This window comes from Lactiplantibacillus plajomi, assembly GCF_005405405.1.
GTDB classification, from domain to species: Bacteria; Bacillota; Bacilli; order Lactobacillales; family Lactobacillaceae; genus Lactiplantibacillus; species Lactiplantibacillus plajomi.
Genome location: NZ_BJDZ01000016.1, coordinates 1 through 12,348 on the forward strand (window position 1 = coordinate 1; position 12,348 = coordinate 12,348).

The window sequence follows — 12,348 nt, forward strand, 5'->3', positions numbered from 1 at the left end:
TCCTAAACACGGTCTCGAAGACCAACATACTTAAACCTGAATTACTAAGAATAATGGCGGTGATCGGTTTGTAATACGGACTTGAAGTCCAAAGGGCATGTTCGATCTTTAGCTCCACATATTCCACTGTAATTCAAAAAGCTCTGTAAAACCGGTTTGGTTTTACAGAGCTAATCTTAGTATGTTTACCCATGGCTGTGGTGCGTGTGCAGCTTGTCTAGCCGGTTTCGACGGGACTTGTGACCGCCACCCGGGGACCAGTAACTGGTCGTTTGGCTTTCAAGCTGAATACATCCGCTTTAACTACGCGAACTGGGCGTTGGTTAAAATTCCCGGGCAACCGGGCGATTATACCGAAGGCATGCTCAAATCACTATTAACGTTGGCCGACGTTATGCCGACCGGTTACCACGCGGCCCGCAGTGCTAACGTAGCGGCGGGCGACAAGGTGGTGGTCATCGGTGACGGTGCGGTCGGTCAGTGTGCGGTGATTGCTGCCAAGATGCGCGGAGCGTCCCAAATCGTTTTGATGAGTCGCCACGAAGATCGTCAGCAAATGGCACTGGCCTCCGGCGCCACGGCGGTCGTCGCGGAACGCGGTGAAGCGGGCATTCAAAAAGTGCGGGCACTACTTGGTGGTGGCGCCGACGCCGCGTTGGAATGCGTGGGCACTGGGGCGGCCTTTGAACAAGCCCTGGGCGTTTTGCATAACGGTGGTCGGATCGGTTACGTGGGCGTGCCCCACTATAACAATCACGCCATTGGGTCGACGTTTGCCCAAAATCTGATCATTGCCGGTGGTTCGGCTTCGGTCACCACTTACGATAAGCATTTCTTGCTCAAGGCGGTCCTCGACGGTGATATCAATCCTGGACGGGTCTTTACCCAGACGTATTCATTAGCGGACATCAACCAGGCTTATCGGGATATGCAGGATCGTAAGACCATCAAAGCAATGATTACACTTTAAACCCCGTTTTTGTTACTAATGACGCCGTGCCAACCGTTGGGAGGCGCGGCGTTATTTAGTCGTTGAAAATTGGGTGAAGTTGTGGCTGGTACCGGCAGCTTAATTTCAAGGGACCCACCGGGTGGGTGACGGTTCGGCCCCTCGTCGCGAGTGGTAAAAGGACCAAAAGCATTGGCTATCTGCGGCTGGGACTGGTGTTTTTGTAGATTTGCCGGTATGATGGAACCAGTAACCAATTGAACGTCCCCCGTTACGGGTGAAAGGAAGATTTATTTATGGCAAACATTCAATGGTATCCCGGGCACATGGCCAAGGCGATCCATCAAATTCAAGATAACTTACACTTAGTGGACATTGTCTTTGAATTGGTGGACGCCCGCATTCCAGAGGCCTCCCGCAATCCAGATATTGAAAAGGTCATTCAGCAAAAGCCCCACTTACTGATTATGACGAAAAAGGACCTGGCTGACCCGCAAAAAACGGCTGACTGGGTCGCCCATTACGAGGCCCAGGGGCAAACGGCGATTGCTGTCGACTCGCGGAATCGCGCGACTGCTAAGCAAATTACCCAGGCGGCAACCACGATGCTGGCGGATAAGCTGGCCAAAATTGCGGCCCGCGGGATTACCAACCGGCCGATTCGTGCGGTCTGTGTCGGAATTCCCAACGTCGGTAAATCAACGTTGTTAAACCACATTGTTAATAAGAAAATTGCCAAGGTCGGTGACCGGCCCGGCGTCACCAAGGGTCAACAGTGGTTGAAGGCTTCTAATAAGCTGGAATTACTCGACACCCCCGGAATTTTGTGGCCGAAATTTGAGGACCAGGTCGTCGGCACTAAGTTGGCGGTCACCGGTGCGATTAAAGAAAACATTTATCCTAACGATGACGTGGCGCTCTACGCCCTCGATTTCTTTAAGCACCACTATGCGAACCGGTTAATGGAGCGCTATAAATTGACGGCTGACCAGTTAACGCTAGCCAACCCGGATTTACTGCTAGTGATGACGAAAAACGCCGGTATGCGTGAGGACTGGGAACGGTTCTGCGTTGCCTTTCTACTAGACATCCGCAAAGGACGCCTAGGACGGTTTACGCTGGACTTAACGGGGGCGCAGCGGGATGTCTGAGTACACGGTCGCGGCCGTAAAAAAGTTGTTAGCGGCAACCCCGAGCGCCGAAACGTTAGCGACCATTCAAGCGGATTCGCGTAAGGGCGTTCAGCAAGCTTATCAACGATACTTAAAGCAGCAAGAAAAACGGGCGGCGTTAAGTGCGCGCTTTGAGCAGCACATGCGGTTAGAACGCGATTTTTGGGCCCACGGTGGCCAATACGTTGCCGGTATCGATGAAGTCGGTCGCGGGCCACTGGCTGGTCCGGTGGTGACGGCGGCGGTCGTGTTACCGCAAGATTTTGATTTGATCGAAGTCAACGATTCCAAGCAGTTAACGGCTAAAAAACGGGCTGAATTAATGCCGCAAATTTTAGAGCGGGCGGTCGCGGTTAGTTTAGGCGTCGCCAGTCCGCAACAAATCGACCAGTTGAACATTTATGAGGCGACCCGGGTTGCCATGGCCGAAGCGGTCAACGGGTTGACGGTGCGACCGACCCGGTTACTGGTCGATGCCATGCAGATTCCGGTACCAATTGCGCAGACCCGCCTGATCAAGGGGGATGCCAAGAGTGCCAGTATTTCGGCAGCCAGCATCGTGGCCAAGGTGGTCCGGGACCACCTGATGGCGACTTACGCGACCGTTTATCCGGGGTACGATTTTGCCGATAACATGGGTTACGGGACCGCCAAGCACTTGGCCGGTTTGCAACGACTGGGCGCTACGCCGATTCACCGGCGTTCTTTTTCACCGGTTCAAAACGTGATTGACCGTTAATTGCGGAACTTCCTAATAAAGGGGAGTGAACGGTGATGCAATTACGAAGTTTGTTAATTCGATTAACCTTGGTCAAAGATTTTTCGTACGCGGCAATTGGCCGGGTCTTAAAACATTGTGTCCACGAACACGTTGTGGTCACTGACCCGGGGTTGTTAGGACTACTTGGTCAGCTGACTCAGCAGCAAATGACGGGCTTTATGGCCGATTGGTACAGTCCGGCGTTTGCCCACCGGTTGGCCCGCCACGCGGCCGTAGAAACGGTCACGATTGTTGATCCGGATTATCCGCTTGCCCTGCTAGAAAGCTACCACCCGCCGTTGGTGTTGTTTTTAAAGGGCCACCGCGAATTACTGACGGGACGGTTGCTCGCAGTCGTTGGTGCGCGCCAAGCAACGACTTACGCGGCCCGCTGTGTGACCCGCTTGCTAGCACCGCTGGCAAGTGATTCGGTGACGGTCGTCAGTGGCTTAGCGGCCGGAACAGACGGTTACGCCCACCAAGCGGCCTTAGCGGCAGGAATGCCGACGATTGCGGTCATCGGAACCGGGTTGGATTGGGCGTACCCGCGCCAAAATGCGACCCTGCAGCGGCAAATTGCACGCGACGGTTTGCTGGTCAGTGAATACCCGCTGGGGACCGGCCCCGCCCGTTACCGCTTTCCGGCCCGGAACCGGATCATTGCCGGGTTGTGCCAGACGTTAGTAGTAATTGAAGCCCGTGAGCGTTCCGGTAGTTTAATCACGGCGAACTTAGCGCTTCAAAACGACCGTAACGTGCTGGCGGTCCCCGGTCCGATCGACGCGCTGTTGTCGGTCGGTTGTAATCAATTGATTGCCGCGGGAGCCAAACCGGTGTTAAATTCGCGGCATATAATAGAAGAGTTTTTACCATTAATTTGACAAGCTGAAACTTTTGAAATATGATTACATGGATTTGTCAGTACAAGATCCACCATAATCATGATCAAAAGTTTAAGGAGCTGATCTAGTGGCTGCTAGTACAACCAAAGCGAAAAGCCCGGCCAAACGGAAGCCGGCAACTAAAAAAGCAACAACTAAACGAAAAACCAGATCCACTGCCAAAAAATTAGTTATCGTGGAATCACCATCCAAGGCTAAGACGATTGAAAAATATCTCGGCCGTTCCTATAAGGTGGTCGCCAGTCTGGGCCACATCCGCGATTTACCCAAGAGTAAGATGGGCGTAGACGTTGATAACGACTACGAACCGCATTACATTTCGATTCGTGGTAAGGGTGACGTCATCAAGGGGTTACGGAAAGAGGCTAAAAAGGCCAAGGCCGTTTACCTGGCGTCTGACCCGGACCGTGAGGGTGAAGCAATTGCCTGGCACTTGTCGTACTTATTAGGATTGGACCCGCAGGATAAGAACCGGGTCGTCTTCAACGAAATTACCAAGGATACCGTCAAGAACGCCTTTAAGGAACCGCGCTCAATCGATATGGACCTGGTCGACGCCCAACAGGCCCGCCGGATCCTCGACCGCTTAGTCGGTTATTCGATCAGCCCGCTCCTCTGGAAAAAGGTTAAGAAGGGCCTTTCCGCCGGACGGGTTCAGTCGATCGCGTTGGACCTGATCATCCAGCGAGAAAAGGAAATTAAAGCCTTTAAGCCCCAAGAATACTGGACGATCGAAAGTGAGTTCAAAAAAGGCCGTTCCAAGTTTAAAGCTAACTTTTACGGGACCCACGGTAAAAAGATGGCCTTAGACGACAACGCCGCCGTTCAAAAGGTGCTGCAACAGTTAGACCGGCAGGGTGACTTTAACGTGGTTAAGGTCGTTAAGAAGGAACGTAAACGCCTGCCAGCACCGCCGTTCACAACGTCAACGATGCAGCAGGACGCTAACCGTAAGTTGAATTTCCGGACCAGAAAAACCATGATGGCTGCCCAGCAACTTTACGAAGGCATCAACGTGGGTAAGGACGGGAACGTCGGCTTGATCACCTATATGCGGACCGATTCGACGCGGATTTCGACGATTGCTAAGCACGAAGCGTCCCAGTTCTTACACGAAAAGTACGGTGCCGAATACGCGGCCACTAAACCGGTCAAGGGGAAGTTACCGGAAGGTGCTCAGGACGCCCACGAAGCCATCCGGCCGTCCTCCGTTTTCCGGACCCCGGCCAGCATTAAGGACTATTTGAATCGCGACCAGTTCCGGTTATACCAGTTGATCTGGTCACGGTTTGTCGCCAGTCAAATGACGCCGGAAGTATTGGACACGATGGCGGTCACAATCGACCAAAACGACGTGCAGTTCCGGGCTAACGGGTCGAAAACCAAGTTCGCCGGGTTTACCAAGATTTATGATAAGACCGAAAAGAACAACGTTTTACCGGACCTCAGTGAGGGTGACGTGGTCAAGTTAAGTAAGACCGACCCGCAACAACATTTCACCCAGCCACCGGCCCGCTATTCCGAAGCCAACTTGATCAAAGCGTTGGAAGAAAACGGCGTTGGCCGGCCATCGACCTACGCGCCAACGTTGGACACGATTCAGCGGCGCTACTACGTTAAGTTGGAGGCCCGGCGCTTCGTCCCGACCGAACTCGGTGAGATTGTTAACGACATCATCCAGGAATACTTCCCGGACGTGGTTAACGTGGGCTTTACCGCCGACCTTGAAGAACAGTTGGACGCGACCGAAGCCGGCAAGGAAGACTGGGTCAAAGTCGTGGATAGTTTCTACCAGCCGTTTTCTAAAGAGGTCAAGAAGGCCGAAGAGGGTATGGAGAAAATCCAAATCAAAGATGAACTGGCCGGCTTCAACTGTGATATTTGTGGCGCACCGATGGTCATCAAGATGGGGCGCTACGGTAAGTTTTACGCTTGCTCACGCTTCCCGGATTGCCGAAACACCAAGGCAATCGTTAAGGAAATCGGCGTGGTTTGTCCGCAGTGTCAAAAGGGCCAGGTCATTGAACGGAAATCGAAGAAGAACCGTTTGTTCTACGGTTGCTCACGGTTCCCAGAATGTGACTTTGTGTCTTGGGACAAGCTGATTGGCCGGAATTGCCCGAAGGATGGGCATTACCTGGTTGAAAAGAAGGTCAAGGGGGGCAAGCAGGTCCTCTGTCCAAACGGTGATTATTCAGAAGATATTCAAAAGTAAAGACTGCAACCAAAAGAACGCGGCCCGCAACGGTAGCGTTCTTTTTTGTTGCTCAACAATCGAACGTTAACAAATTGATAATTGATTCTGTTCGGATATTATTCAAATTATGTCAAAAAATACGGGGGATTGATATAAGGGGTGAGTGAGAATGTTCGCCATTTTGAACGAATGGGTGTCGTAAGGCAATGAAATGGTTTGTGTTCGTTCCGTAAGTACGCTAGAATTAAGCCAATACTATCAACGGTATGTGAACTAACGAAAAGAGGAATTCAGGATGGCATCAATACCAACTGTTAACGTCATCGGTGCGGGGCTTGCGGGCTCCGAAGCCGCGTGGCAAATTGCAAATATGGGCGTCAACGTCCGGTTATACGAAATGCGACCGAGTAAAATGACGCCGGCACACCACACGAGCCAGTTCGCCGAGCTCGTATGTACCAACTCACTGCGGGCCAACCAGCTCGCAAACGCCGCTGGGCTGTTAAAAGCCGAAATGCGGCAGATGAATTCGATCGTGATGCAAGCGGCTGAAAACCACGCTGTCCCTGCCGGCGGGGCGTTAGCGGTCGACCGCGACACCTTCTCCGCTGAAATTACCGAAGCCATCAACCAGTTACCCAACGTTGAAGTCTTTAATGAAGAAATTACGAGTTTACCCGCTGACGGGATCACCGTAGTGGCAACCGGTCCCTTAACGGCGGCTTCACTAGCAAAGTCGATCCAAGCCTTTAATGACGAAGACGACCTGCACTTCTTCGACGCCGCCGCCCCAATTTTGACTAAGGACTCGATCAACATGGACAAGGTCTACCTGAAATCCCGATACGACCGGGGAGAAGCGGCCTATTTAAACTGTCCGATGACCGAAGAAGAATTTGACGCCTTTTACGACGCTTTGATTCACGCTGAAATGGCTGAAGCGCACGATTTTGAAAATTCCGACGTCTTCGAAGGCTGCATGCCAATCGAAGTGATGGCACAACGCGGTCGGCAAACGATGTTGTTTGGCCCGCTAAAGCCGGTCGGTCTGGAAGACCCCAAAACCGGTAAGCAGCCCTTTGCGGTCGTTCAACTACGGCAAGACGACGCGGCCGGCGAACTTTATAATATCGTTGGTTTCCAGACCCACTTAAAGTGGGGGGAACAAAAGCGGGTCTTTTCAATGATTCCCGGCTTAGAAAACGTTGAATTTGTGCGCTACGGCGTGATGCACCGCAACACGTTCATGAAGTCGCCGAAATTGTTATTGCCGACTTACCAGACCCAACAACGTGCCGACCTATTCTTTGCGGGTCAGATGACCGGGGTCGAAGGCTACATTGAAAGTGCGGCCAGTGGTATCGTGGCTGGGACGAATGCGGCCCGGCTCGCCTTGGGATTAGAACCAGTGGCATTTCCGACCGACACGATGATGGGCGCGATGGCACACTACATTACCCATACCAGTGCCAGCCATTTTCAACCGATGAACGCCAACTTCGGCATCGTCCCGAAACTCAAACAACGAATTCGCGATAAGCGCGAACGCAACACCGCCTTATCAGAACGAGCGTTAGCGGACTTGGAAACTTTCCGGGCCGAAACGCTGAGTCCAGCGGTCAGTGAAGACTAATTAAAGCGCATAATTGAGTTTTCCTCCAGACTTTGCTAAAGTAGCAAGGAATGGAGGTTTTTTAATGGAAGAAGCAGACTATTTAGCCCTTTTTTTAAAGTATATTCGGGTTGAACGCCAATATTCAGCCGAAACGGCCGCGGCTTACCGGGAAGATATCCAAGCTTTTAATGATTTCTTAACGGCTAACGGCGGCGCGAAAGCGTATACTAAAGTTGACCGTCTAGACGTGAACGTCTACCTCAGCCACCTCTATGACCGCCATTTAACGCGTAACTCGATTGCGCGGAAAGTTTCCAGTCTCCGGTCGTTTTATAACTTTTTAGTTAAGAACGACTTGGCAACGGTCAACCCGTTCATTTACGTTCAGCTGAAGAAGCACGCTGACCGCTTACCCCGGTTCTTTTATCAAAAAGAATTGGACGTCCTCTTTCAAACCGTTTACGCGGATGATAGCGTGATGGGGACCCGTAACGCGGCCTTGCTCGAGGTCTTGTACGGGACCGGCATTCGGCTCAGCGAGTGCGTCGACTTACAGTTGAACGATATCGACTTCGACCTCAAGATGATGCTGATTCGCGGGAAGGGTGATAAGGAACGCTACGTCCCGTTTGGGCGTTACGCGGCCAGTGCGTTGCAGCACTATTATCAAGTCTGCCGGACGCCGGTGATGGCTAAGTACGACTGCCAGCACCAGACGGTCTTTATTAACCGTCACGGTGGTGCGATTACGGGCGGGGGCATTGAGTACGTCTTGAATCAGATCGTGAAGAAGAGCAGCTTAACGGCTGACATTCACCCGCACATGTTGCGGCATACGTTTGCGACCCAGATGTTGAATAACGGGGCCGACTTGCGGACGGTTCAGGAACTGCTGGGTCACACCAGTTTGTCCACGACCCAGATTTATGCGCACGTGACCAAGGAACATTTACAACAAGATTATCGGAACTTTTTTCCGCGGGCAACGCGGAAGTAACGTAAAGGAGAACCAGTATGCCAGTAAAATTTGAAGCAACTACCATTTGTGCCGTTCGTCAAAACGGCCATAACGCGATGGCCGGTGACGGCCAGGTGACGATGGGTGAAAAGGTCGTCATGAAAGGGACCGCCCATAAAGTTCGGCGTATCTATAATGACCAGGTCGTCGTGGGCTTTGCCGGTAGTGTCGCCGACGCGTTTAACCTTGAAGACCGCTTCGAAAAGAAACTCAATGAATATTCCGGCAATTTACAGCGGGCGGCCGTGGAACTCGCGCAGGAATGGCGCAGTGATCAGGCGTTACAAAAGCTGGAAGCCTTATTAATCGTAATGGATAAGGACGAAATGTTGCTGGTTTCCGGGAGTGGCGAGGTGATCACGCCGGATAACGACGTGTTAGCCATTGGTTCCGGGGGTAACTTTGCCCTAGCCGCTGCCCGGGCCATGCAAATGCACGCCAAGGACATGACGGCGCAGGAGATCGCCGAAGCCGCGATCAACATTGCCGGGGACATCGATATCTTTACGAACCACAACGTCATTTCCGAAGCCTTATAATTTAAAGGAGTTTTATGATGGAAGCAATTAATCAAACACCTAAACAGATCGTCGCGGCCCTCGATAATTACGTTATCGGCCAAAACGCCGCCAAGAAGGCCGTGGCGATTGCACTACGCAACCGTTACCGACGGATGGAATTATCACAGGATATGCAGGATGAGATCACGCCGAAAAACATGCTGATGATCGGACCAACCGGGGTCGGTAAAACCGAAATTGCCCGCCGGTTGGCTAAAATCGTGCACGCGCCATTCGTTAAAGTCGAAGCTACCAAGTTTACCGAAGTCGGTTACGTCGGGCGCGACGTCGAATCAATGGTCCGCGACTTAGTGGACGTTGCCGTTGAAATGGAAAAGCAAACCGCCTATTCCGGCGTGCGCGCCAAGGCTGTCACTGCGGCCGACAAGCGGCTCGTTAAACTACTGGTTCCGGCTGCGAAGAAGAAGCAGTCCAACCGCAACGGGAACGACTTCCAAAACATGATGAACATGTTTAGCCAGCTTCAAAATGGTCAAATGCCGGATACGGATAACGCGGCTAACGAAGAAGTGACTGATGAAGTCCGTAATCAACGCTTATCGGTGGCTGACCAGTTGAAGAGTGGGCGGCTCGAAAATTCAGAAGTTACGATTGAAATGGACGATCCGCAACAAGCCCCTGCTGGTAATAACAACATGCTTGGTCAGATGGGAATCGACCTTGGTGATAGCCTGGGTGCACTGATGCCGAAAAAGCGGATCAAGCGGACGATGCCGGTGGCCGAAGCACGCGAGATCCTGGTCAAGGAAGAATCCGAAAAACTAGTTAATAGCGCGGATATTTACCATGACGCGATTATTCGGGCAGAAAACACCGGTATCATCTTTATTGATGAAATCGATAAGATCACGGCGGGCGGTCAGCAAAATTCCGGTGAAGTTTCCCGCGAAGGGGTTCAACGCGATATTTTGCCAATTGTTGAAGGGTCACAAATTTCAACGAAGTACGGGCCAATCAATACCGACCACGTGCTGTTTATTGCGTCCGGGGCCTTCGCCGAAAGCAAGCCGAGTGACTTAATCGCCGAATTACAAGGCCGTTTTCCGATTCGGGTCGAATTAGACGACTTGAGCAAGGATGACTTTGTGAAGATCCTGACCGAACCAAAGAACGCGTTGATCAAGCAATACATTGCGTTGATTGGGACAGATAATATCAAGGTCACTTTTACGATTGAAGCCATCGAAGCCATCGCGGCGATTGCTTATAAGGTCAATCACGAGACCCAAAATATCGGGGCACGGCGGTTGCACACGGTCCTTGAAAAGTTATTGGAAGAATTACTTTACGAAGGTCCGGACATGGAAATGGGTGAAGTAACGATTACCGAAAATTACGTTCAGGAACGGATCGGCAACATTGCGGAAGATAAGGATCTAAGCCGGTACATTCTCTAAAGTCAAATCAATCATAAGGGAGTTAGGAATCGATGACAGTTGAACTTAAAAATCAGTACTTGACCGTTCAAATCAATGAAGCGGGTGCCGAGTTAAGCAGTGTCAAATCTGCTGAGGGCGTTGAATACATGTGGCAGGCGGACCCTAAGTTTTGGGGCCGGCATGCCCCGGTTCTGTTTCCAATCGTGGGGCGGCTCAAGGATGACCAGTACACGGTTGCCGGGCAAGCTTACCACATGGGCCAACACGGTTTTGCCCGGGACAACGACTTTACGGTCGTGGCTCAGAGCAGTACTAGCGTGACCCTGGAACTGACGGATAACGCCACCACCCGGGCGATGTACCCGTTTGCGTTCCGGCTTCGCCTGATTTACACGTTGCAAGATCACGAGTTAACGGTGGCTTACGACGTGCATAACCCGGCGAACCAGGACTTACTGTTTTCAATCGGTGGTCACCCGGCCTTTAACGTTCCGCTGGCTGACCCGCACGGAAGCTTAGAAAACTACACGTTAACGGTCGCCCCCAAGAAGGTTTACCCGCACATCCCGTTGCAGGCACCGTTAAACGATGCGGCGAACACTGATCAACTGGACTTGACTAAGCCGTTACCGTTAACGCGGGACTTCTTTAAGGATGACGCGGTCATTTTGGACCTTGATCACCAGGAGACGACTTTGATGCTGAGTTCAGATTTGGACGACCACGGGGTAGCGATGACGATTGAAAACGCACCGTACGTCGGCACCTGGTCACCATACCCGGCGGACGCACCGTTCGTTTGCCTTGAACCTTGGTGGGGCATTGCTGACAACGTGGCTACGGATGGTCAGCTAAGCCACAAGATGGGCATTAACCGCTTGGCCGCTAACCAGACGTTTAACGCCCAGTACGAAATTAAGTTCTTCTAAAGACGATTTTAACCGGTACGATTGCTGAAAAGTGACCGTACCGGTTTTTTTGTGAATATTTACATCAGTAATATGTTACTTTAACTAAAATAAAAAAACTAACAACACCATCACCAGCCAAGCAAGGGCAACTTTAGGGGATAAATAAAACCCGCTCCACGAAATTCGCGGGGCGGGTTTGGTCGATACTGATTAGTTCCGTTTCTTTTGTTGGCGGCGCCAACCTAAGCCGAAGTGAACGCGGGATTCGGTCCCATTTTTAATCCGGGCAATGTTACTGCGGTGCCGGTAAAAGATGAAGCCGGTTAAAACTAAGGCGACGATCGAGAGTAGCGGGTCGCGGTAGTAAAAGATTGCGATCAGCGTCACGATTGGAAACGACGTCATGCTGGCGACACTGACCATACTTGTGACGTAGACCAAGGTGAACATGATGGCACTGGCAATTAAGAAGAATTCCCAGTTATAAGCCAGTAGAATGCCGGCGCTAGTTGCCACCGCTTTGCCACCCTTAAAACCGATGTAAATTGAGAAGGTATGGCCCAAAATAGCGGCCAGACCGATCAACAGGGTATAGCGGTTGTCCATGTGGAAGAATAGCGTTGGTTGGAGGGCGGCCACGGTTCCCTTTAAGATGTCCATGGCCATCACGACCGTTCCAGCAACGTGGCCTAGGACCCGGTAGGTGTTGGTGGTACCGATATTGCCGCTACCAGTAGTCCGGATATCCGTATGGAAAAAAAGTTTACCGATGATGACTCCTGACGGAATTGATCCGATCAGGTAGGCCACGATCAGCATGCTGATGATTTTCACGATCAAAGTTGGTTCCCCCTACAATAGAAT

General features: G+C 51.7%; 10 protein-coding genes and 1 pseudogene. 10 read left to right on the top strand and 1 reads right to left on the bottom strand.

Features of this window, described 5'->3' with window-relative positions:
• Nucleotides 1-184: 184 nt before the first annotated feature.
• From FFM82_RS07730 to FFM82_RS07775, 10 genes and pseudogenes are all read left to right on the top strand, one after another.
• Nucleotides 185-970 (top strand): annotated as a pseudogene (locus FFM82_RS07730) (zinc-binding dehydrogenase); the annotation flags it as partial.
• A gap of 275 nt (nt 971-1,245) precedes the next feature.
• Nucleotides 1,246-2,100 carry a ribosome biogenesis GTPase YlqF gene (gene ylqF / locus FFM82_RS07735; RefSeq protein ID WP_137645288.1) on the top strand — a complete coding sequence of 285 codons (855 nt, stop codon included), beginning with the start codon at nt 1,246-1,248 and terminating at the stop codon, nt 2,098-2,100.
• The gene (gene rnhB / locus FFM82_RS07740; RefSeq protein ID WP_137645289.1) at nt 2,093-2,860 is read left to right on the top strand and encodes a ribonuclease HII; all 768 of its coding nucleotides are present in this window, start codon (nt 2,093-2,095) and stop codon (nt 2,858-2,860) included. Before ylqF ends, rnhB begins: the two co-directional genes overlap by 8 nt.
• A gap of 35 nt (nt 2,861-2,895) precedes the next feature.
• On the top strand, nt 2,896-3,762 hold the full coding sequence (gene dprA, locus FFM82_RS07745; protein ID WP_137645290.1) for a DNA-processing protein DprA: 867 nt from the start codon (nt 2,896-2,898) through the stop codon (nt 3,760-3,762).
• Between the two features lie 88 nt (nt 3,763-3,850).
• Nucleotides 3,851-5,998: a type I DNA topoisomerase gene (gene topA / locus FFM82_RS07750; protein WP_137645291.1), complete on the top strand. Its 2,148-nt coding sequence runs from the start codon at nt 3,851-3,853 to the stop codon at nt 5,996-5,998.
• Between the two features lie 277 nt (nt 5,999-6,275).
• Nucleotides 6,276-7,613, top strand: a complete 1,338-nt coding sequence (trmFO, locus tag FFM82_RS07755; protein WP_137645292.1) for an FADH(2)-oxidizing methylenetetrahydrofolate--tRNA-(uracil(54)-C(5))-methyltransferase TrmFO — start codon at nt 6,276-6,278, stop codon at nt 7,611-7,613.
• Nucleotides 7,614-7,677: 64 nt separating this feature from the next.
• Nucleotides 7,678-8,592: a tyrosine recombinase XerC gene (xerC, locus tag FFM82_RS07760; RefSeq protein WP_170178253.1), complete on the top strand. Its 915-nt coding sequence runs from the start codon at nt 7,678-7,680 to the stop codon at nt 8,590-8,592.
• 17 nt (nt 8,593-8,609) lie between these two features.
• Entirely contained in the window at nt 8,610-9,152 is a 543-nt protein-coding gene (hslV, locus tag FFM82_RS07765; RefSeq protein ID WP_137645293.1) for an HslVU peptidase proteolytic subunit, read from the top strand.
• A 17-nt stretch (nt 9,153-9,169) separates the two neighbouring features.
• Nucleotides 9,170-10,591, top strand: a complete 1,422-nt coding sequence (gene hslU, locus FFM82_RS07770; protein ID WP_137645294.1) for an ATP-dependent protease ATPase subunit HslU — start codon at nt 9,170-9,172, stop codon at nt 10,589-10,591.
• 32 nt (nt 10,592-10,623) lie between these two features.
• Nucleotides 10,624-11,502 (top strand): aldose 1-epimerase family protein, encoded by an 879-nt coding sequence (locus FFM82_RS07775; RefSeq protein ID WP_137645295.1) that lies wholly within the window; start codon nt 10,624-10,626, stop codon nt 11,500-11,502.
• Between the two features lie 192 nt (nt 11,503-11,694).
• Here FFM82_RS07775 and plsY read toward each other — a convergent pair whose 3' ends face one another.
• Nucleotides 11,695-12,318, bottom strand: a complete 624-nt coding sequence (plsY, locus tag FFM82_RS07780; RefSeq protein WP_137645344.1) for a glycerol-3-phosphate 1-O-acyltransferase PlsY — start codon at nt 12,316-12,318, stop codon at nt 11,695-11,697.
• Between the last annotated feature and the right edge of the window lie 30 nt (nt 12,319-12,348).

Bases quoted from the DNA above. Each gene is read 5' to 3' on its own strand.
- ylqF (WP_137645288.1), top strand. From the start codon at position 1,246: ATGGCAAACATTCAATGGTATCCCGGGCACATGGCCAAGGCGATCCAT.
- rnhB (WP_137645289.1), top strand. From the start codon at position 2,093: ATGTCTGAGTACACGGTCGCGGCCGTAAAAAAGTTGTTAGCGGCAACC.
- dprA (WP_137645290.1), top strand. From the start codon at position 2,896: ATGCAATTACGAAGTTTGTTAATTCGATTAACCTTGGTCAAAGATTTT.
- trmFO (WP_137645292.1), top strand. From the start codon at position 6,276: ATGGCATCAATACCAACTGTTAACGTCATCGGTGCGGGGCTTGCGGGC.
- xerC (WP_170178253.1), top strand. From the start codon at position 7,678: ATGGAAGAAGCAGACTATTTAGCCCTTTTTTTAAAGTATATTCGGGTT.
- hslV (WP_137645293.1), top strand. From the start codon at position 8,610: ATGCCAGTAAAATTTGAAGCAACTACCATTTGTGCCGTTCGTCAAAAC.
- hslU (WP_137645294.1), top strand. From the start codon at position 9,170: ATGGAAGCAATTAATCAAACACCTAAACAGATCGTCGCGGCCCTCGAT.
- FFM82_RS07775 (WP_137645295.1), top strand. From the start codon at position 10,624: ATGACAGTTGAACTTAAAAATCAGTACTTGACCGTTCAAATCAATGAA.